We start from the raw sequence: 25371 nt of genomic DNA, 5'->3' as shown, positions 1-25371 counted from the left end.
AAGACCACCATGAGCGATATTCCCGCAGGGCTGGAAACCCTGGACTTTTCGTACGCTACAGGCCTGCCCGCAGGCGGCTTTGCGCCCATTCTGGTCGGCGTGGTCGGCTCGGGCAACCTGGAGGTCATGCTGGAGGCCACGCCCGACAACGACTGCGCCGTCCGCGTTGAAACCTCGGCCCGCGGCTTTGGCCCGATCTGGCAGGCGGTGGTGGACGACTTCCACACCCGCCACCCGCTCACCGGCGTGCGCATTTCCATCCACGACATGGGGGCCACGCCTGCCGTCGTCAGCCTGCGCCTGGACCAGGCCGTGGCCGAACTCCCAGCAACTCCAGGGGCCTCCACATGATCAGCTATGTCGAATGCACCGCCCGCGAGCGCCTGGCCCAGGTGCTGGACGGTGGCAGCTTCCACGAGTGGCTGCCGCCTGCAGAGCGCATCACCAGCCCGCACCTGGCCCAGCTCGGCGTGCCCTCGGCCTTTGACGACGGCGTGGCCATTGGCCGTGCCACCTTGGACGGCCATCCCATCTTTGTGGCTGCGCAAGAAGGCGAATTCATGGGCGGTGGCGTGGGCGAGGTGCACGGTGCCAAGCTGGTGGGCCTGCTGCAGCGCGCGCTACGCGACCGGCCACAGGCCGTGCTGGTGCTGGCCGAATCCGGCGGTGTGCGCCTGCACGAAGCCAATGCCGGGCTGATTGCGGTGTCGGAAGTGATGCGTGCCGTACTGGACGTGCGGGCTGCGGGCATCCCGGTCATCTTCCTGATCGGTGGTGCCAACGGCTGCTTTGGCGGCATGGGCATCGTGGCGCGTTGTGCCGACCACATCGTGATGAGCGACGTGGGCCGCCTGGCCATGTCCGGCCCGGAAGTGATCGAGGCCAGCCAAGGCGTGGACGAATTCGACGCGCGCGACCGCGCACTGGTCTGGCGCACCACGGGCGGCAAACACCGCTGGCTCACCGGTGACTGCGATGCGCTGGTGGAAGACGACGTGGCGGCCTTCCGCCGTGCCGCCATCGCGGCACTGCAAGCCGCCCAACCCGTCACCCTGGTCACCTTGGAAGCCGAGCATGCCCTGCTGGCAGCGCGCCTGCGGCCCCTGGCCATTGGCGGCGACGAAGCCACCGCCCTGTGGCAGCGCCTGGGTGTTGCCGACGCGGCCCGCGTGCCCGATATGGATGTGGCCGAACTCAACACCTTGGGAGTCAACGCATGAACTGGAACACCCTGGCGATTCAACTCTTCGGCCCCGCCCACGGCATCACCGCCGAGGGCGACTTTCTGCAAGGCACCGCCACCTTCGACGGGCAGCCGCTGGCGGTGCTGGGCACCACGAACCACGCGCCCATCGGTGTCCAGCTGGCACTGGCCCAGGCCCGGGTGGTGCTGGACACCATCGCCCGGCACCCGGGCCGCCCCATCCTGCTGCTGATCGACACCCAGGGCCAGCAGCTGCGCCGCCGTGACGAGCTGCTGGGCATCAACCGCGCCATGGCGCACCTGGGCATGGCCATCGACCTGGCGCGGCGCAGCGGGCACCGGGTGCTGGGCCTGGTGTACGACCAGGCGCTGTCGGGCGGTTTCATCACTTCGGGCCTGATTGCCGATGCCTGCTATGCGCTGCCCGAGGCCGAGATCCGCGTCATGCGCATCCCTGCCATGGCCCGCGTCACCAAGCTGCCCGAGGAGATGCTGACTGCGCTGTCGCAGTCCAACCCCGTATTCGCCCCCGGCGTGGGCAACTACGTGGCCATGGGCGGCGTGCAGGCCCTGTGGCAGGGCGATTTGCCCGCCGCCCTGCGCGAGGCGCTGGCGCATGCGCCCACCCAAGACCGGCGCGCCATGGACGGTGCCGCACGCGGTGGCCGCAAGATGTCGGCTGCCGTGGTGCAGCGGGTGCTGGATGCCGCATGACCCCCTTGCACCGCCACCAGATCGCCTGGCTTTCTGATGCCGGCTGGCAGCAGGTACTGGCCCAGACTTGGGATGCCACGGCACAGGACTGCCTGCAGCACTGGACCCGCCAGCGCCTGCCGCTGGTGGTCACGCGCCAGACTGCCAGCGAAATGCCGCACACCGTCGCCCTGGGTCTGCCCGCTCCGGCGCGTTGGGACAAGCGGCGCATCACGCTGGCCGTGCCGCGCAGTGCGGTGCTGTATTTCGACGCATTTCCCCGCGCCGGTGAGGTGCAGTGCCTGCTGCCGCTACCGGCGCGCACCGCATGGCGCGGACTGTGTGAACAGCTCAGTGCCTGCCACGCCGCCGCGCGGGTCTACGGCAGCTACGGCTGGCAGCGGCTGACCGGGCTGGACCATGTGCATGGCGATTCCGATATCGACCTGTGCATCGCCGTATCCCACGCCAGCCAGGCCGATGCGGTTGCCACCTTGCTGCAGGACTGTGCCGTGCCGCGCGTGCGCCTGGACGGTGAGCTGGTGTTTGGCGACGGTGCCGCGGTGGCCTGGCGCGAATGGGCGGCCTGGCGGGCGGGCCGCAGCAGCGCCGTGCTGGTCAAGCGCCTGTGCGGTGCCACGCTGGAGCGCACATCCTTCTGGCAGAGTGCTCCGTTGGTGGCGGAGGCCCTGGCATGAGGGCCGCCGCACGGCAGGCCTGGCCCCTGGCTCCCTTGTCACTCACCCCCCAGGCGATAGGCCGGGCGGCGACGCGGGCGCTGTACCACGAGCTGGCCCTGTCCCCCAAACCCGGCCTGGTCACGTTGACCGACAACGGCAGCCACCGCGACATGGATGCGCAAACCTTTATGCGCAGCCTGTTCGCCCTGCGCAGCTACTTCGTGGCCATCGCCGAGCTGGGTCAGCACAAGGTCGATTTTGCGGCGCTGGAGCGCTGCGGTATCCAGGCCGAAGCCCACATGCTGGCGGCCACCGGCGGCATCAACACGCACCGGGGGGCCATCTTCATGCTGGGCCTGCTGTGTGCGGCGGCGGGGGCGGTGTCGTGCAGCGGCGCGCCACCCACCCCGGCGCGGCTGCGCCAGGCCTTGCGGCACCACTGGGGCGACGCGCTGGCGGCGCGGGCTTCGCGAACGTCCACGCTACCCGGGGGCGTTGCTGCGCAAAAACACGGTTTGCGCAGTGCCTCGCAGGAGGCGGCGCTGGCGTTTCCGGTGCTGTTCGAAACGGCGGTACCGGCACTGGTTGCCGGACTGGCACGGGGCTTGTCATCCACGCAGGCACGGCTGGACACCCTTTTCCACGTGATGGCGGTGCTGGACGACAGCAACCTGGCCCACCGGGGCGGGCTGGAAGGTTTGCACCACGCCCGGCAGGCGGCCCGCAGTTTTCTGGCTGCAGGCGGCGCTGCCCGCCCGGGGGGCATGGAGGCTGCCCAGGCCATGGGCCGGGACTTCCAAGCCCGCAACCTGTCGCCCGGCGGCTCCGCCGACACTCTGGCCGCCGCCTGCTGGATGGTGCAGTTCTGTAACCCACAGCCATGAGCTTCGCGTTGGTCTTCAGCGGCCAAGGCATGCAGCACCCCGCCATGCTGCCCTGGCTGGCCGCCGACAGTGCCCTGGTGCGGCTGACCTGCGCACAGCTGGGCGTAGGCGATTGGCGCATAGGTCTCGAAGACCCCGACTGGGCCGCCAGCAACCGCCATGCGCAATGGCTGCTGACTGGGCTGGGGCTGGCGGCCTGGCAGCAACTCGCCGCAGATCTGCCGCCGCCTGCTGCCATCGCCGGTTACAGCGTGGGCGAGCTGGCGGCTTTCAGCGCCGCCGGGGTGTTCGATGCCACCATGGCGCTGGACCTGGCCCGCGACCGGGCCGAGGCCATGGACCGCTGTGCCGCTGAAACGCCGGGCGGCTTGTTGGCCGTCAGCGGCCTCACCATGCCGGTGCTCGACCTGCTCTGCCACCAGACCGGCGTGGCCGTGGCCCTCCGCAACGGGGTGGACAGCGCCGTCATCGGCGGCCCACATGCCGCGCTGGCACGGGCCGAAAGCCAGGCCTTGCAACAGAACGCGCACTGCACCCGCCTCAAGGTCCACGTCGCCTCGCACACACCCTGGATGCAGCCCGCGGCGGACAGCTTTGCCCAGACCCTGGCAGCCTTGCCATTGCAGCGGCCGCGCAGCGTACTCTTCAGCAACGCGGCCGACCGCATTCTGGATGCCGCGCAGGCCAAAGCCGCGCTGGCCGCGCAAATCGCCCAGACTGTGCGCTGGGACGAGTGCATGGACAACCTGGCCGCGCGCGGCGTGGGCTGCGTGCTGGAGGTTGGCCCGGGGCAGGCCTTGGCCCGCATCTGGAACCAGCGTTACCCCGATATTCCGGCCCGCGCCTGCGACGATTTTCGCAGCGCGGATGCTGTGGTGGCGTGGGTTCTTAGGCATGCCTGAAGGCTCTCTGCCCAGCGTGTAAGCCCGCGTCTTTACGCTTTCTATACACCCCACCCTTCACTCACTACCCCGTCTTTACGCCCAGTTACGTAATCTCACACCATCAATTTCTTGAGAAAGTGGGATGGTATGGATGTACTGTGGATGGCGGGCCTGGGCCTGTTGTGGGGCGTGATGGTCTTGCTGGTCAAGGGGTTCCAGAAGCTGGAAAAACCCCAGGGAGGCCGCGCATGATCGCGCTCGACATGCTCTATGGCCTGGGGGGCTTGTGCGCCGTGCTGTTGCTGGCGTACCTGGTCTATGCGCTGATCTGCGCGGAGGAATTTTGATGTCCTCCAACGCCTGGATCTTGCTCACTGTGTACCTGGCGGTGCTGCTGGCCGCTGCCTGGCCGCTGGGCCTGTGGCTGGCGCGTCTGGCCAACGGCAACGTGCCGGGCTGGATGCACAAGGTGGAAGCGCCTGTGTACCGGCTGGCGGGCACCTCGCCGACCCAGTCCATGCACTGGGCGCACTACGCGCTGGCGCTGCTGGCCTTCAACACGCTGGGCGTGCTGGTGGTCTACGGCCTGCAACGGCTGCAGGTGTGGCTGCCGCTGAACCCGCAGGGCATGGCGGCGGTGTCGGCCGACTCGGCTTTCAACACCGCCATCAGCTTTGTGTCCAACACCGACTGGCAGGGCTATGCCGGGGAGTCCACCATGGGCTACCTGACCCAGATGCTGGGCCTGGCGGTGCAGAACTTTTTCTCTGCCGCGACCGGCATCGCCGTGGTGTTTGCGTTGATGCGCGGCTTTGCGGCGCGGTCTACGGCGGTGATTGGCAACTTCTGGGTGGACGTGGTGCGCGTCACCGCCTGGGTGCTGGTGCCGTTGTCGCTGGTGTTGTCGCTGGTGCTGGTGGGGCAGGGCGTAGTGCAGAACTTTGACGGCTACAAGGACGTGACCACGCTCGAAGTCACCGCGTTCCAGCAGCCCAAAGTAGACGCTGCTGGCGCGCCGGTGCTGGATGCCCAGGGCCACCCGATGCTGGAAGATGCCAAGACGGCTACGCAAACCCTGCCCATGGGCCCGGTCGCATCGCAAGAGGCCATCAAGATGCTGGGCACCAACGGCGGCGGCTTCTTCAACGCCAACTCGGCCCACCCATTTGAAAACCCCACGGGCTTGAGCAACTTCTTGCAGATGCTGGCGATCTTTCTGATCCCCGCCGCGCTGTGTTTCACCTTCGGCAGCGTGGTGGGCGACAAGCGCCAGGGCTGGGCGGTTTTATCGGCGATGGCCATCTTGTTCGTGGTGGCCGTGGTCGCCATCATGCCCGCCGAGCAGGCTGGTAACCCGCTGCTGGCCCCGCTGGGCGTGGACCAGATGGCCAGCAGCCTGCAGCCGGGCGGCAACATGGAAGGCAAGGAACTGCGCTACGGCATCACCGCCAGCAGTCTGTTTGCCGTCATCACCACGGCTGCAAGCTGCGGCGCGGTGAATGCCATGCACGACTCATTCACCCCGCTGGGCGGCATGGTGCCGCTGGTGCTGATGCAGCTGGGCGAGGTGGTGTTTGGCGGCGTGGGCTCGGGCCTGTACGGCATGCTGGTCTTCGCCATCCTGGCGGTGTTCATCGCCGGGCTGATGATCGGCCGCACCCCCGAGTACCTGGGCAAGAAGATCGAGGTGCACGAGATGAAGCTGACCTCCATCGCCATCCTGGTCACCCCCATCGTGGTGCTGGCGGGCACCGCCGTGGCGGTGGTGTCGGGCGCCGGCACGGCAGGCATTGCCAACCCGGGGGCCCATGGATTCTCGGAGATGCTGTACGCGCTGAGCTCGGCGGGCAACAACAACGGCAGCGCCTTCGCGGGCTTGTCGGCCAACACGCCGTTCTACAACATCCTGCTGGGCATCGCCATGTGGCTGGGCCGCTTCGGCATGGTCGTGCCCGTGCTGGCCATCGCCGGTTCGTTGGCCGCCAAGCAGCGCCTGCCGGTGACGGCGGGCACCCTGCCCACGCACGGCCCGCTGTTTGTCACCCTGTTGATCGGTACCGTGCTGCTGGTGGGCCTGCTGAACTACGTGCCCGCGCTGGCTTTGGGCCCGGTGGTCGAACACCTGGTGCTGTGGGCTGCACCATGATTGCTACATATTTAGTAGCTTGTCACGCTGATGGAATGGGCGCTAGAGCCCGATTTTGTTTAAATCTTCGAAAGACGTCTGTATGAACACCCAAAAATCTTTGGTGTTGCTCGACCCTGCCCTGCTCAAGCCCGCGCTGGCCGCGGCCTTCACCAAGCTCAGCCCCCGCGTGCAGTGGCACAACCCCGTGATGTTCGTGGTCTACATCGGCAGCATCCTGACCACGCTGCTGGGCGTGCTGGCGCTGCAAAGCGGCGATGGCACGGCGGGCTTTGTGCTGTCGGTGGCGGTGTGGCTGTGGTTCACCGTGTTGTTTGCCAACTTTGCCGAAGCCTTGGCCGAAGGGCGTGCACAAGCGCAGGCTTCGTCTTTGCGTGGCCTGAAGAAAAGCACCATGGCCAAGAAGCTGACCAAGCCGGTGCATGGCGCCACCTGGCTCCCAGAGGAGGCCGAAAACCTGCGCAAGGGCGATGTGGTGCTGGTGGAGGCACACGACCTGATTCCGCTGGACGGCGAAGTGATCGAAGGCGTGGCCTCGGTGGACGAGAGCGCCATCACCGGCGAGTCGGCCCCGGTGGTGCGCGAGTCGGGCGGCGACTTTTCATCCGTCACAGGCGGCACCCGGGTGCTGTCCGACTGGCTGGTGGTGCGCATCGGCGTGAACCCCGGCGAGTCCTTCCTGGACCGCATGATCAGCATGGTCGAAGGGGCGAAACGCCAAAAAACGCCCAATGAGATCGCGCTGACGATTCTGCTGGTGGCGCTGACCATCGTGTTCCTGGTGGTCACCGTGACGCTGCTGCCGTTCTCCAGCTTCAGCGTGCAGGCAGCAGGTGCGGGCACCGTGGTGAGCATGACGGCGCTGATCGCGCTGCTGGTTTGCCTGATTCCCACCACGATCGGTGGCCTTCTGTCCGCGGTGGGCGTGGCGGGCATGAGCCGCATGATGCAGGCAAATGTGATCGCCACCTCGGGCCGCGCGGTGGAAGCCGCGGGCGACGTGGACGTGCTGCTGCTGGACAAAACCGGCACCATCACCCACGGCAACCGCCAGGCCTCGGCCTTCTTCCCCGCCCCCGGTGTGGGCGAAGCCCAACTGGCCGCCTGCGCCGCACAGGCTTCGCTGGCCGATGAAACCCCGGAAGGCCGCAGCATCGTGGCGCTGGCGCAGCGGCTGGCGTCAGTGCCATTGCTGGTAGGGCAGACCACCGAGATTCCTTTCACCGCGCAGACCCGCATGAGCGGCATCGACGTGGTGGCCGGCACCACTACCCGCGTGCTGCGCAAGGGCGCGGTGGATGCGATACGCAAATACGTGCAGGCGCAGAACGGTCGCATGCCCACCGAGGTCTCGAACACCGCCGACGACGTGGCACGCCGCGGCAGCACGCCGCTGGTAGTGGTGGAGGGCAACACGGTGCTGGGCGTGGTCGAGCTCAAAGACATCGTCAAGGCGGGCATCAAGGAGCGCTTTGGCGAACTGCGCCGCATGGGCATCCAAACGGTGATGATCACCGGCGACAACAAGCTCACCGCCGCGGCCATTGCCGCCGAAGCCGGTGTGGATGACTTCCTGGCCGAGGCCACGCCCGAGCAAAAGCTGGCCCTGATCCGCCAGTACCAGAGCGAAGGCCGCCTGGTCGCCATGACCGGCGACGGCACCAACGACGCGCCCGCGCTGGCCCAGGCCGACGTGGCCGTGGCCATGAACAGCGGCACCCAGGCGGCCAAGGAAGCCGGGAACATGGTGGACCTGGACTCCAACCCCACCAAGCTGCTGGAGATTGTGGAAACCGGCAAGGCCCTGCTGATGACGCGCGGCTCACTCACCACCTTCTCGATTGCCAACGACGTGGCCAAGTACTTCGCCATCATTCCGGCCATCTTCGTCAGCACCTACCCGCAGCTCAAGGCGCTGAACGTGATGGGGCTGGGCAGCCCGTCCTCGGCGATCTTGTCGGCGGTGATCTTCAACGCGCTCATCATCATGTTCCTGGTGCCGCTGGCGCTGAAGGGTGTGCGCTACCGCCCGGTCGGAGCCGCCGCGCTGCTGCGCCGCAACCTGTTGATATATGGGCTGGGCGGCCTGGTGGTGCCCTTCATCGGCATCAAGGCGATTGACATGGTTTTAGTCTCCATGCAAATGGTTTAAGGAATTTAAAATGAACGCGATTCTTCGTCCTACCCTGGCGGTATTTACCGCCCTTACGCTGCTCACCGGCGTGGTTTACCCCCTGGTCGTCACCGGCGTGGGCCAGGCGGCTTTTCCGAAGGAAGCGGCTGGCAGCCTCATCTTGCGCGACGGCAAGCCTGTGGGCTCCGGGCTGATCGGCCAGAACTTCAGTGACCCCCGGCACTTCTGGGGCCGCCCTTCGGCCACCGGCCCGCAGCCGTACAACGCTGCGGCCTCCAGCGGCTCCAACCAGGGCCCACTGAACCCGGCGCTGACCGATGCTGTCAAAGGCCGCATCCAGGCCCTGCGCGATGCCGATCCTGGCAACACCACACCCGTGCCGGTGGACCTGGTGACGGCCTCCGCCAGCGGGCTGGACCCGCACACCAGCCCGGCGGCAGCGCTGTACCAAATCCCGCGTGTGGCCAAGGCACGGGGGGTGGATGCTGCCAAGCTGCAAGCCCTGGTGGCCCAGCACACCGAGCCGCCCCTGTTCGGATTCCTGGGTGAGCCGCGCGTCAACGTGCTGCGCCTGAACCTGGCGCTGGATGCCATGCAGTAACCTCGGCACATGCCCCACGACGACTCCCGCCCCGACCCCGATGTGCTGCTGCAACGCCTGCAAGCGCAGGACAGCGCACGCGCCAAGGGTCGGCTGCGCATCTACTTCGGGGCCAACGCAGGCGTGGGCAAAACCTACGCCATGCTCAGTGCCGCCCAGCAGGCGCACCAGGCCGGGCGCGAGGTGCTGGTGGGCGTGGTGGAAACCCATGGCCGCCAGGAAACGGCCGCCCTGCTGGAAGGCCTGGAGCAGTTGCCGCTGCGCCAGCTCCCGTACCGCGGTCAGACGCTGCCAGAATTCGACCTGGACGCAGCCCTGGCCCGCCAACCCGCCATCCTGCTGGTCGATGAGCTGGCCCACACCAATGTGGAGGGCTCGCGCCACCCCAAGCGCTGGCAGGATGTGCAGGAGCTGCTGGCCGCGGGCATCGACGTCTGGTCGGCCCTGAACGTGCAGCACCTGGAGAGCCTGAATGGCACCGTGGGGGCCATCACCGGCATCCGCGTGCTGGAGACCGTGCCCGACACCGTGCTCGACAGTGCCGACGAGATCATCCTGGTGGATGTCACCCCCGACGAGCTCACCGCCCGGCTGCAGGCGGGCAAGGTCTACCTGCCCCAGCAGGCCGCCCGCGCCGCGCAGAACTTCTTCCGCAAGGGCAACCTGATTGCACTGCGCGAAATCGCCCTGCGCCGCACGGCAGAGCACGTGGAAGACGATGTGCGCAGCTACCGGGTGGAACAGTCCGGGCAATCGGGCAGTGCATCCACGCTGCCCCCGGTATGGAACACCTCGGGGGCCATCCTGGCCTGCATCGGCCCGCACGAGGGCGCGGAGCAGACGGTGCGCACCGCCGCGCGGCTGGCCGGGCAGCTCAATGTGCGCTGGCATGCCGCCTATGTGGAAACCCCGCTGCTGCAGCGCCTGGAGGCCCCGGAGCGCGACCGCATCCTTACCGTGCTGCAACTGGCCGAAACCCTGGGGGCCGACACCGCGGTGCTGACCGGCAGCGATGTGGCCGACGCGCTGGTGCAGCAGGCCCAAACCCTGAACTGCGCCACCCTGGTCCTGGGCCGCCCCCGCCCGGTACCGCGCTGGCAGCTGTGGCGGCGCTGGGCCCCCACGCTGACGCGCCAGCTCGCCACCCTGGCCCCCACGCTGGACGTGCTGGAGGTGGGGGCCAGCCCCCGTACCCGCCGCCTGGCCCGTGCCTGGCTGCCCACCGACACCGACGGCGACCTCCGCCGCCGCACCTGGCAGCCCTGGGCCGCCGCCCTGGGCGGGGCCGTGCTGGTCACCCTGCTGGCCACGCCGCTGGCGAACCGGCTGGACCTGGCCAATATCGCCATGCTGTTTCTGGTGGCTGTGGTGCTGGTGGCCGTGCGCTACGGGCGCGCCGCGGCGGCGCTGGCCGCGGTGCTGAACGTGGCCGCGTTCGACTTCTTTTTTGTACCACCGCGCTTTTCGTTCGCGGTCAGCGATGTGCAGTACCTGGTGACCTTTGTGGTGATGCTGGCCATGGGCCTGCTGACCGGCCAGCTCACTGCGGGGCTGCGCTTTTCGGCCCGCATCGCCGCCAGCCGCGAGCGCCGGGCGCAGGCCCTGTTCGACCTGACGCGGGAGCTGTCTGCCGCGCTGCTGACCCGCCAGGTGGTGGAGATCGGCCAGACCGCCGTGCAGCGCCTGTTCACCCAGGTGGAGGGCGTGGCGTTTGACCCGGTCAAAGGCGGCAAGGTGATGGTGCTGGTGGCCGAGCACACCGATGCAGGCACCGGCCACCTGCGTTTACCTGCCATGCTGCCGCACGACTTCGACGCAGGCATCGCCGAATGGGTGCTGCGCACCGGCCACAGCGCCGGGTTGGCCACCACCACCTTGCCCGCCCACCCCTGGCATTGCGTGCCGCTGCAAGCCCCCATGCGGGTGCGCGGCGTGCTGGCCCTCAAACCAAGCCAGGCGCGCTGGCTGCTGATTCCCGAGCAGCAGCAACTGCTGCAAACCCTGGCCCGGCAGATCGCCATTGCGCTGGAGCGCGTGCACTACGTGGAGGTGGCGCAAGAGGCGGTGGTGCACATGGAGTCCGAGCGCCTGCGCAACACCTTGCTGGCCGCCATTTCGCACGACGTGCGCACCCCCCTCACTGCCTTGATGGGCCTGGCCGAATCGCTGCACACCGCGCAGCCGCCGCTGGCCCCCGCCCAGGCCGATGCGGCGCAGGCCATGGTGGCGCAGGCGCGCGAACTCTCGGCCCTGGTCACCAACCTGCTGGACATGGCGCGGCTGCAAAACGGCGGCGTGGCCCTGCGCAGCGACTGGCAGTCGGTGGAAGAACTGGTGGGCTCCGCCATCCGCGCCGCCGCCCCGGCCCTGCGCGGTGAGCACGTGGACACCGATGTGCCGACCGACCTGCCGCTGGTGGAATTTGATGCGGTACTGATGGAGCGCGTGCTGGTGAACCTGCTGGAAAATGCCGCCAAGTACGGCGCCGCCCCCATCGTATTGACCGCCCGCGCCACCCCCACCAGCCTGGTACTGGCGGTGCGCGACCACGGCCCCGGCCTGCCGCCCAAGCTGCGGGGCCGCGAGGCCGAGCTGTTCGACAAGTTCACCCGCGGCAGCGCCGAGTCCACCACCCCCGGCGTGGGCCTGGGCCTGGCCATCTGCAAAGCCATCGTCGATGCGCACCGGGGGCAGATCGTGGCTACCAATGCGCCGGGCGGTGGCGCAGAATTCACCCTCACTCTGCCGCGCCGACCCGCACCGGACTTGCAGGAACTGTCTTGACCACCCCTGTTGCCGTACTCATCGAAGACGAACCCCACATCCGCCGCTTCGTGCGCGCCGCATTGGAGGCCGAAGGCTGGCAGGTGTTCGAGGCCAGCACCGCCCACCAAGGCCTGACCGAGGCCGGCACCCGCAAGCCCGACCTGCTGGTGCTCGACCTGGGCCTGCCCGACGGCGATGGGCTGGACGTGGTGCGCGACGTGCGCAGTTGGTCGGCCGTGCCCATCATCGTGTTGTCGGCCCGCAGCCTGGAAGCCGACAAAATCGCCGCCCTGGATGCCGGGGCCGACGACTACCTGACCAAGCCCTTCGGCGTGGGCGAGTTGCTGGCCCGCGTGCGCGCCAACCTGCGCCGCCCCCGGGTGGCCGAGGGCGGCGAGGAGGCCGTGTTCCGCTTCGGCACGGTGGAGGTTGACCGCACCGCCCGCCTGGTGCGCCGGGGCGGGGCCGAAGTGCACCTCACCCCCATCGAATACCGCCTGCTCTGCGTGCTGGCCAGCAACGCCGGGCGCGTGCTCACCCACCGCCAGTTGCTGCGCGACGTCTGGGGCCCGGCCCACACCCAACAAAGCCACTATCTGCGCATCCACATGGGCCACCTGCGGCAAAAACTGGAGGCTGACCCGGCCCAGCCGGTGCATTTGCTGACGGAAACCGGGGTGGGCTATCGGCTCCTGGCCTAAAATCTAAGCAAAATCTGCCCCCAGCGCCCATTCCATCGGCGCAAGCAGCTACTACATTGATAGCATTTATGAACTCCCCCGTGCCACCCCCCAAGCCCCGATCCGCTCCGGTTCCGTTCCGCCGCGCCGCCCCACCTGCCGGTGCCGCCGGAAAGCCCAACAGCACCGACCCCATCCGCCTGAACAAGCGCATGGCCGACCTGAACATGTGCTCGCGCCGCGAAGCCGATGAATGGATCGCCCGGGGCTGGGTCAAGGTCAACGGAGCCATCGCCGAGATGGGTGTCAAGGTCACGCCCAGCGACCGCATCCAGATCGACAAGGCTGCCAGCGGGCACCAGGCCAACCAGGTCACCATCCTGATCAACAAGCCCATGGGCTACGTCAGCGCCCAGGCCGAGGACGGCCACGAACCGGCGGTCTCGCTGTTCACCGCGCAAAACCGCTGGGCCGAGGACAACGCCCGCTTCTTCTTCCACCCCAAGCAGTTGGTTGGCCTGGCCCCCGCCGGGCGGCTGGATATCGACTCCATCGGCCTGCTGGTGATGACGCAGGATGGCCGCGTGGCCCGCCAGCTCATCGGTGAAGACTCGGTCATGGAAAAGGAATATTTGGTGCGTGTGGCCTACCACGGCCTGGGCCAGCCCGCGCCCACCGGCCAGCTCGTCCGCATGGACGACGACGACCCCATCACCAGCAACGTGCAGGCCGTGTTCCCGCCCGCCATGCTGGCCAAGCTGCGCCACGGCCTGAGCCTGGACGGCCAGGCCCTCAAGCCCGCCAAGGTCACCTGGCAAAACCCCGAGCAGCTGCGCTTTGTGCTCACCGAAGGCAAAAAACGCCAGATCCGCCGCATGTGCGAACTGGTCGGCCTGAAGGTGGTCGGCTTGAAGCGCGTGCGCATCGGCAACGTGATGCTGGGCAACCTGCCCCTGGGGCAGTGGCGCTACCTGGCACCGCACGAAGGGTTTTGAAAGTTGGGGTGGCGTAGCCAGCGGCATGCGAATTGCATAATCCGCGCTGACTTCTGATGCCCACCCCCACCATGCACAAACGCCTCCCTCCGCTGAATGCGCTGCGCGTGTTCGCGGCCGCGGCCCGGACCGAGAACTTCATGCAGGCGGGCGAGAGCCTGTTTGTCACCCAGGGCGCAGTGAGTCGGCAGATCAAGCAGCTCGAAGAGTGGCTGGGTGTGCCGGTGTTCACCCGCACCCACCGGGGCGTGCAGCTCACGCCCGCCGGGCGGCAACTGGCCACCGCCGTGGACACCGCCTTCCAGCACATCGACACCGTGGTGCAAAACCTGCAGCACCACAACCTGCGCCAGCAGCTGGCCATCAACCTGCCGCCCACCTTTGCCACCCGCTGGATGGCCCCGCGCCTGCCGGACTTTCGGCGGCAGTTTCCGCACATCGACCTGTCCATCAGCACCCACGACGTGCATGCCCCGCGCGATGTGCGCCACTGCGACTGCGTGATTGCCTTCAGCGACCAGGCCTGGGCCGACGGCGACTGCGCCCTGCTGATGGTGGAACAGCACGTGATGCTGGCCAGCCCCAAGCTGTGGGTGGGTGACCAGCCCCCGCGCCTGGAAGAGGCCACCCTGCTGCACATCACCGACGGCAATGTGCGCATGCCCATGTGGGAGCACTGGTGCGCCGCCCAGGGCCTGACCGAGGTGAACCCCAAACCGGGCCTGAGCTTCAGCACGCTGGACCAGGTGATCAACGCCGCCCTGGCCGGGGCCGGGGTGGCCATCGTCGACGAGGCCATGGTGCCCAAGGAGCTGGCCGAGGGCAGCCTGCGGCCCCTGAGCGGCGTGAAGGTGGCCGGGCCGCACGGCTACTGGTTTGTCAACCTGGCCCGCGACGCCGAAAGCCGCGCACTCGTGGGCCTGTTCCGCGACTGGCTGACGGGCCAGTTCGGTTGAGTTCATCCTAGGATCATAGCCACACCATTTTTCTCATGGCTGGGGCCGCGAATTCGTAGTTTGCCCACGCTAGCCGTCGCCGCTAACCTGCGGCGCTATGCATGAATATGACTACATCATCGTCGGCGCCGGGTCCGCCGGGTGCGTGCTGGCCAACCGGCTGAGCGCCAACGGCACCGACCGCGTGCTGCTGCTGGAGGCCGGGGGCTCCGACCGCAGCCCCTGGATCCAGGTGCCGATTGGCTATGGCCGCACCTTTGCCGACCCGCGCTTCAACTGGATGTACCACGCCGAGCCCGAGCCCGCCATGGGCAACCGCCGCCTGTACTGGCCGCGCGGCAAGGTGCTGGGCGGTACCAGCTCGATCAACGCCATGGTCTACATCCGCGGCCAGCGCGAAGACTTTGACGACTGGGAGGCCGCGGGCAACCCCGGCTGGGGCTGGAAGTCGGTGCTGCCGTACTTCAAGAAGTCCGAAGACCATGTGGGGGGCGCGTCCGACTACCACGGCAGCGGCGGCCCCCTGCGGGTCAGCGAATTCAGTGGCAAGGTGCACCCGCTGTGCGACACCTTCATGGCCGCCTGCAACGCCCTGGGTTACCCCACCACGGCCGACTTCAACGGCGCGCAGACCGAAGGCGCGGGCCTGTGGCAAATGACCATCCGCGATGGCGTGCGCGCCTCTACTGCCAACGCGTTTCTGCGCCCGGCGCTCAAACGCAAGAACCTCACCCTGACCACCCGCGCCCAGGTGACCCGGGTGGTGTTCGAGGGCACGCGTGCCGTGGGCGTGGAGTTTTTGCACCAGGGCAGCCTGCAGACCGTGCGCGCCGCCAAAGAGGTGGTGCTGTCGGGCGGCTCCATCAATTCTCCGCAACTGCTGCAGCTCTCGGGCGTGGGCGATGCGGGTTTGCTGCAGGGCCTGCACATCCCCCTGGTGCGCCACGCGCCCGCCGTGGGGCAGAACATGCAAGACCACGTGTGTGTGTCGTACTACTTTAAATCCAAGGTGCCCACGCTCAACGACACCCTGTACCCGTTCAGTGGCAAGGTCAAGGCGGCGCTGCAGTACCTGCTGGGCAAGCAAGGCCCGCTGGCCATGAGCGTGAACCAGGCCGGGGCCTTTGTGCGCAGCCGCCCGGAGCTGGCGCGGCCGAACATGCACGTGTACTTCAACCCCATCAGCTACACGGCCAACGCCAAGCCCCAGGCCAAGCTGATGAACCCGGATCCGTATTCGGCGTTTTTGATGTCCTTCAACACCTGCCGCCCCACCAGCCGCGGCAGCATCACTATCCAGTCCTCGGACCCGTTTGCCAAGCCGGTGATCCGCACCAACTTCTTGTCCACCCCGGAAGATATTGCCGATGTGCAAGAGGGCAGCCAGCTGCTGCGGCGCATTGCCGCCAGCGCGCCCTTGTCGGGCGTGGTGGCCTCCGAGCTGTTTCCCGGTCCTGGTGCCACCTCGCCCGAAGCCCTGCTGGAAGACTTTCGCCAGCGCAGCGGCTCGGTCTACCACGCCTGCGGCACCTGCGGCATGGGCCCGGACCCGGTACGCCATGTGGTGGACCACCGGCTGCGGGTGCACGGCATCCAGGGCCTGCGGGTGGTGGATGCCTCGGTGTTCCCGGCGGTCACCTCGGGCAACACCAACGCGCCCACCATCATGGTCGCCGAAAAAGGCGCCGACCTGATCCTGGAAGACCACGCGGCATGAGTTTTCCTCAAGCGTCATGCCCCGAAATCATCGCTTTTCAACACACGCGCAGCTGCGCATGATTCCCCCCACATTGATCCTGGAGTTTGTATGAGCACTTTTCCCACCCTCGCACTGGCCGATGCCGAATGCATGGACCTGAGCGACATCGTCGACACCGAGCGCTACCCGCTGCAGGCCCCCGGCTCACAGCGCATGCAAGAGCTGGTGGAGATGTGCCGCCAGCAGCTGGCCGCCGAGGGCAGCTACGTGCTGCCCGGCTTCTTGCGGCCCGAAGCCATGCTGCGCGTGACCGAAGAAGGCCGTGTGCTGGCGCAGAAAACCTTTTTCTCGCCGCGCCAGCAGACCAACGCCTACTTCACCAATGACGACCCCAGCCTGCCCGCCAGCGACCCGCGCCGCTTCTTCATGGACCGCACCAGCGGCTTCGTCACGCGCGACATGATCCCGGCCGACTACATCATCCACCGCATCTACGTGGCCCGCGCCATGAAGCTGTTTGTGGCCGCCTGCCTGCAGCAGGAGCGGGTGTGGGAATACGCCGACCCGTATGCCGGCCTGGTGCAAAACGTGCTGCCCGACGGCACCCAGCAGCCCTGGCACTACGACACCAACGAGTTCATCGTCTCGATGATGACGCAGCGCTCCGAATCGGGCGGCGACTTTGAATACTGCCCCAACATCCGCTCGCCCGAAGGCGAGAACTACGAGGGCGTGGGCCGGGTGGTGCGCGGCGAAGACCGTAGCGTGGTCAAGGTGCTCACGCTGCGCCCCGGCGACGTGCAGTTCTTCAAGGGCCGCTTCTCGCTGCACCGCGTCACCCCGGTCAGCGGCAGCATCCAGCGCCATACCGCCATCTTTGCCTACTCGCAAAAGCCCAACGTGATGGGCCGCCTGGAGCGCACCCGCCAGCTGTATGGCCGCGTCTCCGAGGCGCATTTGATTGCCGAGAGCCAGCTGGTACGCAACGACAGCTTGATCGACTGATTTTTTCTTCTATAACAACCCGAAAGCCCCCCACCATGGCCCTCATCCGTCCCACCCAGCGCCTCGAAGACTGCGAACCCACCGCCGCCGAGATCGCGCAAATCCAGCGCGACCGCATGGCCCGCGTCAAGGCCGAGCTGAAAAAGCGCGACCTCACCGCCTGCATCCTGTTCGACCCCACGCACATCCGCTATGCCAGCGGCTCGCGCAACATGCAGGTCTACTCGATGCGCAACCCGGCGCGCTACCTGTTCGTGCCCGCCGAGGGCAAGGTGGTGATGTTTGAGTACGCCGGTTGCGACTTCCTGGCCGACGGCCTGGACACCATCGACGAAGTGCGTCCGGCCACCGCCATCTCGTACTACTTCTGCAACGACAATCTGGGTGACGTGACCAAGCGCTGGGCGGCGGAGCTGCACGAGCTCATCCAGCAGTGCGGCGGTGGCAAAAAGATCGCCCTGGAAAGCGCCACCTCGGCCGCCGCCTTCGCGCTGCAGGCCTACGGCTACATCCTCTCAGACGCGCAAGAGCCGCTGGAGCGCGCCCGCTGTATCAAGGTGGACAACGAGATCAAGATGGTCCGCGCCTCGCTGCGCGCCGCCGAGCAGGGCGTGCGCAACCTGGAAGCCGCCCTGGTGCCCGGCATCACCGAGAACGCCCTCTGGTCGCACCTGCACCAGCACATCATCGCCACCGATGGCGACTACATCGAAACCCGTTTGCTCAGCTCCGGCCCGCGCACCAACCCCTGGTTCCACGAGTGCAGCACCCGCGTCATCGAAGACGGCGACCTGGTGGGCCTGGACACCGACGTGGTGGGCCGCTTTGGCTACTACGCCGACTTCTCGCGCACCTTTTTGTGCGGCAAAGGCCAGGCCAACGCCGCGCAAAAAACCGTCTACCAGCTGGCCTACGAGCAGATCCACACCAACATGGAGCTGGTGAAACCCGGCATGAGCTTCTCCGAGTACACCACCCGCGCCTGGAAGATCCCCAAGCCCTACCAGGCCCGGCGCTACTTCGCGCTGGCCCACGGCGTGGGCATGTGCGGCGAGTACCCGTACATCGTGCACCGCGAAGACAGCGATGCCAAAGGCTACGACGGCGTGTTCGAGCCCGGCATGACCCTGTGCATCGAAGGCTACATCGGCCACGAAGACGGCGGCGAAGGTGCCAAGCTCGAAGAGCAGATCTACATCCGCAACGACGGCAGCATCGAGCTGCTGTCCGACTACCCGTTTGAGCAGCGGCTGCTGGGGTAGTCTGGTGGGGTCGGATCCCCATCGCGCAACGGCTGCTGGCGGGAAACGCGCATTCGTAGCCAATGGGGGTCGGATCCCAATTGCGCGATCAAAGCTGGCGGTTGGAGAGGGATGTACCCCGCATTTGGGCTCCGACCCCTATTGGCGGGTGGGCGTTGACCTTTTCTGGGTGCCCGCCAGCATCGTCGGCCGGGAGTTGCGCCCGGCGGCGCAGTCACCTTTCTTTGAACGCCAAAGAAAGGTAACCCAAAGAAAGGCGCCCCAACTGTCTGCGCCCCGTCGCTACCGCGCCGGGGAACCTGCGGTGCTCGCTTTGACCGGGGTCTGGCTAAACTCGCCTTCGGCTCAAACAGACGCCAGCCCTGATCCGCCCAAAGCTGCGCTCCTCGGCGCATACAGATGGGGACCCCGGGGAGCGGGATCGGCCCGGCTTTGCCAGGCATCGCGCCTAGGGCGCGAGCACGGATGGTTATTGCGCTAGTTTGAGACTTTCAGGCCATTTTTCAGGTGCCAAATCGACCTCCTGCGCTTATTCAATCAGCGCAAGCGGCTCCTATTTTTAACTACCAAAACAGTAGCGCAACGCTACTGCACATTGGCCCCAGCTTCTACCAGCAAATGCCGCAGGATCGAGCGGTGGCAATGCGCTTCTTCCACGCAGTAGCAGCCCACCGAGAAGTGGCTTTGGTGGGACAGGGTGGCCAGCAGGGCCAGGGTGCGGGTGTTGTCGGGGGTGGCCATTTCGGCCTTGTACTTTTTCTCGAAAGCGCGCCATTGCTCCGGGGTCTCGGCGGTCTGGCCCAGCTTCATGGTGTCGGCGCTGGGGGCCAGGTTGGGGTACCACACGTCGTACCAGTTTCCCGTCGCAAACTCGGCTTTGGGCACCCCGCGCGGGGGCCGGCGCACCGTGCCGATGCGGGTGCCTTCTTGCGGGTCTCGGGGGCTACCCAGTTGGACAATGCGAACCACCATGCTGTGCTCCTTGGTACAAATACCGCAAAACTATAGCCGCGCTTTGGCGTGGTTTGTGCAGCAGACTATTTCAGATTTTCGGGTCCATTTTCAGATGCCAAAACGGCAGCCTGTGCTTATCCTATGGGCGTAAGCAGCTCCTATTTTTAACTATCAAAAAAGAAGCAATTTGTTTCGACTCCGCGGGTCGAAGCGAATGGGTGCGGTTCCCGATTGCGCAACGGGTGCTGGCGGCAAAAGTGCCATCGTAGCCAATGGGGGTCGGATCCCAATTGCGCGATCAGAGCTGGCGGATCGAGCACGGTGTATCCCGCATTTGGGCTCCGACCCCTATTGGTGGGTTGACGTTGACGGTTTCTGGGTGCTCGCCAGCATCCCCGGCCGGGTAGTGCGCCCGGCGGCGCAGTATCTTTTCTTTTACGCAAAAGAAAAGACACCAAAAGAAAGGCGCCCCAACTGTCTGCGCCCCGTCGCTACCGCGCCGGGGAACCTGCGGTGCGCGCTTTGGACGGGGTCTGGCTAAACTCGCTGGCGCTCAGACAACGCCAGCCTTGATCCGCCCAAAGCTGTGCTCCTCGGCGCATACAGATGGGGACCCCGGAAGCGGAATCGGCCCGGCTCTGCCGGGCATCGCGCCTAGGGCGCGAGCACGGATGGCAATTGCGCTAGTTTGAGACTTTCAGGCCATTTTTCAGATGCCAAATTGCCCTCTTACGCTGATCCAATCAGCACAAGCAGCTCCTATTTTTAACTATCCAAAACGCAGCATTTATACCGGTGAAGTGGTCGGCTCCATGGCCCGCCTCAGCCGTCGCCCAGTGCGGAGCGAATAAAGGCGGCCTTGGCATCCGTATAGGCCTCTCGGTCGGTGGTGTGGCGTGCGGCGAGGTCGGATTTGAGCGCCGCATAGCGGGCCGCAAGCGCAGCGTCTGACCGCAGGGCATCGCGAAACGCCAGATGCGCGTGCCAGACCTCGCTTGCGTGCACCACCACATGGAGGTGGTGCGTGCGGTGCCCTTCGGCCCAGCGCATGAACCACTGGCGGTCTTGCAGGCTGGCATTGAACTCCGCCGATGTGGTATAGCCCGATTGGCAGACCTGCGCGGCAATGGACTTCGCTAACGCCATGGATTCCACACCGGCCAATAGATCAATGATGGGCTTGGCGGGCATGCCGGGTACGGCGGTGCTTCCGATGTGCGCGATGTCCTGGAACACAGCTGGCAGCATAGAAGCCAGCCGCGCCTGCTCAGCTGCAAACGCAGGGGGCCACGATGGGTCATAGGGGTGCAGGCGCACCTCTTCGTGGATGGCCGCGAGCAGAGATTCTTGTTCGGTCATGGTGGATGTTTTTCAGAAATTTAGGCCCATTTTCAGATACCAAAAAGGCTGATTGTGCTTACCAGATGAGCGTAAGCAGCTTCTATTTTTAACTACCAAAATGTGCAGACTGCACGGGCGTTAGCCAATGGGGGTCGGATCCCAATTGCGCGATCAAAGCTGGCGGGTCGAGCACGGTGTACCCCGCATTTGGGCTCCGACCCCTATTGGCGGGTTGACGTTGACGTTTTCTGGGGGGCTGCCAGCATCCCCGGCCGGGTAGTGCGCCCCGGCGGCGCAGTCACTTGTTCTTTTGCGCAAAAGAAAAGTAACCCAAAGAAAGGCGCCCCAACTGTCTGCGCCCTCCGCTGGCGCTGCGGGAACCTGCGGTGCGCGCTTTGGGCGGGGTCTGGCTAAACTCGCTGGCGCTCAAACAACGCCAGCCCTAATCCGCCCAAAGCTGTGCTCCTCGGCGCACACAGATGGGGACCCCGGGGAGCGGGATCGGCCCGGCTATGCCGGGCATCGCGCCGGTCGCGAGCTTGTGGGCGCTGGACTGAGGGAATTGCATTTAGCTTTGGGTAAGACTTGAACCAAAAATCTACTGCAAAGAGGCTCTTTTCACTTCACCGTCATCATCGAATGCGATTGCTAATTTCACTCCGTCTGAGGCAGACAAAATAAGGTCCAGCCGTTGAGACAAATTGAGTGAGAAGGCTTCATATGCTCGAAGCTGACCTACACCAATCTCCACGAATTTGTCCATTTTTAGATTAATCTTGTCTTTACGGGCTTGGAGAATTTCATCGCTGTTGAATATGGCCTTAATCAATTCATCTGTCTTAGCTGCGAGCCCATCTCGCAAGTTGCTGAGAAGACCCTCCCACTGAGCTCCGTCTACTTGCGGTGGTACAAAGTTCTTTTTGAGAGGATCGATATAGATGAGTAAGAAGTCCAGAAGCCTGACGAAGTCGGTGTACAAGTCATAACGCTTTGCCAGTTTGTCCGTAACATCTGCATGGGAGAGAAGAGCCTTGTAGGTGTTCTCCGTTCCACCCCACGAGTCCTGATCCTGCTGCCCCCCAATCCGGTGGATAAGGCTGCGAACATCTTCAAAAAGCTTCTCACGCCATACATTGGAAGATAAAACGAGCTGAGCAATGGTGACCTGAAGGGGCATGCTCAGTTGATCCGGAACTCCGTTCGATTTGATGAGATCTGCGACTTGTTCCAGGTAAGCGATGCCCCCTTTGATGCTGGCCACATCAGATGCCTCCATATTGTCCAGGACTTGATTAATGCCACCTTTCAACGCGCTAAGGGACCGCTCTATGTCAGCCAAATGAGATTGAGCCACCACGATACTGGCAAGCTGAAAAGCGCCAGCTGCAAGTTGCTTGACCTGCCCTGTCTGAACTATTCTCCCTTTTCCGACAATCCTCCCAGAAGCGTTGTTCACAGCATCTGCCAATACTTCACCGGTTCTGGTTTGCATTAGGCTGAAAGTTCCATCACGTAAACCTTCTTGAACTCGTGGATGAAAAACGATTTCCACCGTCTTGCCGGGAATACTGACTGCACCTTTGAAAAACTCGCTTGCAAGCCGGGTAATTAGTTTCCCAGTTTCGGCGGTTGGCTTGAGTTCCGCTCCACTATTGGGCATGCATTCCAACTCCCTGCTTGCGATCATGACTTTGCCTTGGTCGTCTAAGAGTTCAAAGTTCGCTAATGCCGATCTGATATGCGATGTGAACGGCTGCACATTTACAAGCGTTGTAGAAACAGCGTCGAGCTCGGGCTTCGTTACCGCTACTCTCTTCTTGCCAAGTTTGAATGCCCAATATAAGAGAGCGAGTAAAAAAATCGCCCCAATTATTACCAAAACAGCTTTTTCCACAAACTACCTTCCATATGCTGATTATGTGAGGCATAAATTGCCCCAAAACCCACTCAAACTTAGAATTTCTCGGTTTGAAGCGAATGGTCAAAGAACCATAAAACTCTAGAAAAACAACGTAAGTGGTGCGGCACTATAGCTGGCGGCGTTGAGCATTAAGATGCCCCCCTCACCCCACCTGGAACCAAGCCGATTTGGTCTGCATGTACGACAGCAAACTGTCCACATGTTTGTCCCGCGAATTCCCCGACTGCTTGTACCCGCCAAACGGCTGGGTCATGTCCCCATCGCCGAAGCAGTTGACCCAGACCACGCCCGCCTCCAGCGCCCCGACCATGCGGTGGGCCTGGTGCAGGTCGCGGGTCCAGACGGCGGCGGCGAGGCCGTAGACGGAGTCGTTGGCTAACCCGATGGCCTCGGCTTCGGTGTCGAAGGGGATGAGGGTGGCTACCGGGCCGAAGATTTCTTCCTGGGCGATGGCCATGCGGTTGTGGCCGACGAACAGGGTGGGGGGCACATACGTGCCGGGCAGGGCGACGTTTGTACCGCCCATCACCATTTGCGCGCCTTCGGCCTGGCCGCGGGCGATGTCGGCCAGCACCTTGCGCTGGTGGGGCTGGCTGGCCAGGGGGCCGAGGGTGGTGGCCGGGTCCAGCGGGTCGCCGGGCTGGTACAGCGCCTGGGTGCGGGCGATGAATTTGGCGGTAAATGCCTCTTGCAGATCGCGGTGCACCAGCAGGCGCGAGCCCGCGTTGCAGACCTGGCCGGCGTTGTCAAAAATGCCGCCTACGGCGCGGTCTACCGCTGCGTCCAGATCGTACAGGTCGGGCATGAAAATCTGCGGGCTTTTGCCGCCGGTTTCCAGCGCCACGCGCTTCATGTTGGACTGCCCGGCGTAGCCCATCAGCAGCTTGCCGACGCGGGTGGAGCCGGTGAACGACAGCTTGATCACATCCGGGTGGAGGGCCAGGGCGCGGCCTGCCTCGGGGCCCAGGCCGTTGACCAGGTTAAACACCCCGGCGGGGCCGCCCGCCTCCACGAACAATGCGGCCAGCCGGGTGCAGGTCAGCGGGGCCTGCTCGGCGGGTTTGAGCACTACGCAGTTGCCTGCGGCCAGGATGGGGGCCAGCTTCCATACCGCCATCAGCATCGGGTAGTTCCACGGCGTGATGGCACCCACCACGCCCAGCGGCTCGTGCAGGATCATGTGCAGCGCGCCGGGCGCGGTGTGGGTCACGGCCCCCTCCACCTTGTCGATGCACTCGGCGAAATAGCGGATGGTGCGCAGCACCTCGGGCAGGTCGATGTTCAGCATGTCGCTGATGGGCTTGCCCATGTCCAGGGTTTCCAGCAGCGCCAGCTCTTCGGCATGTTGCTCCACCAGGTCGGCCCAGCGGTTCATCACCTGCATGCGCTCGCGCGGGGCCTGGCCGCGCCAGCGGCGGTCGTTCCAGGCGGCCAGGGCGCTGGCCACGGCGGCATCCACGTCTTTGGCTTCGCCTTGGGCGATGCGGGCCAGCACGGCACCGGTGCTGGGGTTGGTGCAGTCAAAGCTGCCGCCGTCTTGCGCGTCTACGTAGCGGCCTTCGATGAACAGGCGGCCTTCGATTTTCAGCGCTTGGGCTTTGCGCAGCCAGTCTTCGTGGGTCATGGCTTACTCCGCCACCAGCTCGGTGGGGTAGCCGGGCGCGCGCAGTTCCAGGCCGCAGGCCTGCTCCAGCATGCGCACCACCTCGGGGCTTTGCGCCTGGCTGCCAAACAGGCCGCGGGCGCGGCGGAAGATCTGCTGCGTCATGCTGCCCAGCTCCAGCGGCACGCCCAGTTTTTCGGCGATGCCGTTGACCAGACCCAGGTCTTTGCAGGCCAGGTCCATGTTGAACTTGACGTTGTAGCTGCCGCTGAGGATGAGCTGCGACTCGGTCTCGTGCACAAAGCTGTTGCCCGAACTGGCGCGGATGGCGCGGTAGGTGGCATCCGGGTCCACGCCGTATTTGGCGGGCACCATCATGGCCTCGCCCGCGGCCACCAGGTGGATGAAGGCCAGCATATTGGTGACCACTTTCACCACGGATGCATTGCCCAGCTTGCCCATGTAGATGATCTGCCCGCCCATGGCCGCCAGCAGCGGCTCCACGCGCTGGAACACGGCCTCATCGCCGCCCACCAGCACGGTGATCTGGCCCGAGTTGGCCAGGTGCACCCCGCCGGTGACCGGGCATTCCAGCACCGCAATGCCGCGCTCGGTGGCGGCCGCTTGCAGGCGCTGCAGGTCCTCGAAATCGGTGGTGCTCATCTCTATCCACACTCCGCCCGCACGCAGGTTCTCAAACACACCGCCCGGGCCTTCCACCACTTTGCGCGAAATGGCGGGCGAGGGCAGTACGGTGATCACCACGTCCGCGCCCCGGCAGACCCCGGCCACATCGTCCGCCCAGGCCGCGCCCGCCGCCAGCAGCTTCTGGGCGCAGGCAGGGTTCAGGTCCGTCACCGTGACCGGAAAGCCCGCCTTCACCAGGCTGTTGCACAGGCCCTCGCCCAAGCTGCCCAAGCCGATAAAACCAATGTTCAGTGCCATCTCTAACTCCAGTGGATT

Annotated in this window: 22 protein-coding genes; 17 read left to right on the top strand and 5 right to left on the bottom strand. The window is 65.5% G+C overall.

The window, feature by feature from the left end; translation table 11 throughout:
• Positions 1-9: 9 nt before the first annotated feature.
• The 17 genes from mdcC (at position 10) to AB3G31_RS21265 (ending at position 18589) form a co-directional block, all read left to right on the top strand.
• Entirely contained in the window at positions 10-351 is a 342-nt protein-coding gene (gene mdcC, locus AB3G31_RS21345; RefSeq protein WP_367848046.1) for a malonate decarboxylase acyl carrier protein, read from the top strand.
• Positions 348-1220 (top strand): biotin-independent malonate decarboxylase subunit beta, encoded by an 873-nt coding sequence (locus AB3G31_RS21340; RefSeq protein ID WP_367848045.1) that lies wholly within the window; start codon positions 348-350, stop codon positions 1218-1220. Before mdcC ends, AB3G31_RS21340 begins: the two co-directional genes overlap by 4 nt.
• Positions 1217-1918 carry a biotin-independent malonate decarboxylase subunit gamma gene (locus tag AB3G31_RS21335; RefSeq protein WP_367848044.1) on the top strand — a complete coding sequence of 234 codons (702 nt, stop codon included), beginning with the start codon at positions 1217-1219 and terminating at the stop codon, positions 1916-1918. Before AB3G31_RS21340 ends, AB3G31_RS21335 begins: the two co-directional genes overlap by 4 nt.
• Positions 1915-2595: a malonate decarboxylase holo-[acyl-carrier-protein] synthase gene (mdcG, locus tag AB3G31_RS21330; RefSeq protein ID WP_367848043.1), complete on the top strand. Its 681-nt coding sequence runs from the start codon at positions 1915-1917 to the stop codon at positions 2593-2595. Before AB3G31_RS21335 ends, mdcG begins: the two co-directional genes overlap by 4 nt.
• Entirely contained in the window at positions 2592-3461 is an 870-nt protein-coding gene (mdcB, locus tag AB3G31_RS21325; protein WP_367848042.1) for a triphosphoribosyl-dephospho-CoA synthase MdcB, read from the top strand. The genes mdcG and mdcB overlap by 4 nt, the downstream gene beginning before the upstream one ends.
• Positions 3458-4363 (top strand): ACP S-malonyltransferase, encoded by a 906-nt coding sequence (locus tag AB3G31_RS21320; RefSeq protein WP_367848041.1) that lies wholly within the window; start codon positions 3458-3460, stop codon positions 4361-4363. Before mdcB ends, AB3G31_RS21320 begins: the two co-directional genes overlap by 4 nt.
• 230 nt (positions 4364-4593) lie before the next feature.
• Positions 4594-4692, top strand: a complete 99-nt coding sequence (gene kdpF, locus AB3G31_RS21315) for a K(+)-transporting ATPase subunit F (RefSeq protein WP_367848040.1) — start codon at positions 4594-4596, stop codon at positions 4690-4692.
• Entirely contained in the window at positions 4692-6491 is a 1800-nt protein-coding gene (gene kdpA, locus AB3G31_RS21310) for a potassium-transporting ATPase subunit KdpA (protein ID WP_367848039.1), read from the top strand. The genes kdpF and kdpA overlap by 1 nt, the downstream gene beginning before the upstream one ends.
• A gap of 82 nt (positions 6492-6573) precedes the next feature.
• Complete coding sequence (gene kdpB / locus AB3G31_RS21305; RefSeq protein WP_367848038.1) at positions 6574-8643, top strand: potassium-transporting ATPase subunit KdpB; 2070 nt, start codon at positions 6574-6576, stop codon at positions 8641-8643.
• Positions 8644-8653: 10 nt separating this feature from the next.
• Entirely contained in the window at positions 8654-9226 is a 573-nt protein-coding gene (gene kdpC, locus AB3G31_RS21300; RefSeq protein ID WP_367848037.1) for a potassium-transporting ATPase subunit KdpC, read from the top strand.
• A 9-nt stretch (positions 9227-9235) separates the two neighbouring features.
• On the top strand, positions 9236-12010 hold the full coding sequence (locus AB3G31_RS21295) for a DUF4118 domain-containing protein (RefSeq protein WP_367848036.1): 2775 nt from the start codon (positions 9236-9238) through the stop codon (positions 12008-12010).
• Positions 12007-12693, top strand: coding sequence for a two-component system response regulator KdpE (gene kdpE / locus AB3G31_RS21290; protein ID WP_367848035.1), 687 nt, complete (start codon positions 12007-12009; stop codon positions 12691-12693). Before AB3G31_RS21295 ends, kdpE begins: the two co-directional genes overlap by 4 nt.
• A gap of 191 nt (positions 12694-12884) precedes the next feature.
• On the top strand, positions 12885-13667 hold the full coding sequence (locus AB3G31_RS21285) for a pseudouridine synthase (protein WP_367850396.1): 783 nt from the start codon (positions 12885-12887) through the stop codon (positions 13665-13667).
• A 71-nt stretch (positions 13668-13738) separates the two neighbouring features.
• Entirely contained in the window at positions 13739-14623 is an 885-nt protein-coding gene (locus tag AB3G31_RS21280) for a LysR substrate-binding domain-containing protein (RefSeq protein WP_367848034.1), read from the top strand.
• A gap of 97 nt (positions 14624-14720) precedes the next feature.
• The gene (locus tag AB3G31_RS21275) at positions 14721-16340 is read left to right on the top strand and encodes a GMC family oxidoreductase (RefSeq protein WP_367848033.1); all 1620 of its coding nucleotides are present in this window, start codon (positions 14721-14723) and stop codon (positions 16338-16340) included.
• Between the two features lie 90 nt (positions 16341-16430).
• Complete coding sequence (locus tag AB3G31_RS21270) at positions 16431-17327, top strand: hypothetical protein (protein ID WP_367848032.1); 897 nt, start codon at positions 16431-16433, stop codon at positions 17325-17327.
• Between the two features lie 35 nt (positions 17328-17362).
• On the top strand, positions 17363-18589 hold the full coding sequence (locus AB3G31_RS21265) for a M24 family metallopeptidase (RefSeq protein ID WP_367848031.1): 1227 nt from the start codon (positions 17363-17365) through the stop codon (positions 18587-18589).
• 585 nt (positions 18590-19174) lie between these two features.
• Here AB3G31_RS21265 and AB3G31_RS21260 read toward each other — a convergent pair.
• The 5 genes from AB3G31_RS21260 to AB3G31_RS21240 form a co-directional block, all read right to left on the bottom strand.
• Complete coding sequence (locus tag AB3G31_RS21260; RefSeq protein WP_367848030.1) at positions 19175-19561, bottom strand: DUF488 domain-containing protein; 387 nt, start codon at positions 19559-19561, stop codon at positions 19175-19177.
• Between the two features lie 804 nt (positions 19562-20365).
• A complete protein-coding gene (locus AB3G31_RS21255; RefSeq protein WP_367848029.1) occupies positions 20366-20902 on the bottom strand; it encodes a GrpB family protein in 537 nt (178 codons plus the stop codon).
• Positions 20903-21482: 580 nt separating this feature from the next.
• Positions 21483-22778: a hypothetical protein gene (locus AB3G31_RS21250; RefSeq protein WP_367848028.1), complete on the bottom strand. Its 1296-nt coding sequence runs from the start codon at positions 22776-22778 to the stop codon at positions 21483-21485.
• Between the two features lie 169 nt (positions 22779-22947).
• Positions 22948-24429, bottom strand: coding sequence for an aldehyde dehydrogenase (locus AB3G31_RS21245; RefSeq protein ID WP_367848027.1), 1482 nt, complete (start codon positions 24427-24429; stop codon positions 22948-22950).
• Positions 24430-24432: 3 nt separating this feature from the next.
• A complete protein-coding gene (locus AB3G31_RS21240) occupies positions 24433-25353 on the bottom strand; it encodes an NAD(P)-dependent oxidoreductase (protein ID WP_367848026.1) in 921 nt (306 codons plus the stop codon).
• Between the last annotated feature and the right edge of the window lie 18 nt (positions 25354-25371).

This window comes from Rhodoferax sp. WC2427 (genome assembly GCF_040822085.1).
GTDB lineage: Bacteria > Pseudomonadota > Gammaproteobacteria > Burkholderiales > Burkholderiaceae_C > Rhodoferax_B.
This window is presented reverse-complemented; position numbering and strand designations above follow the sequence as displayed.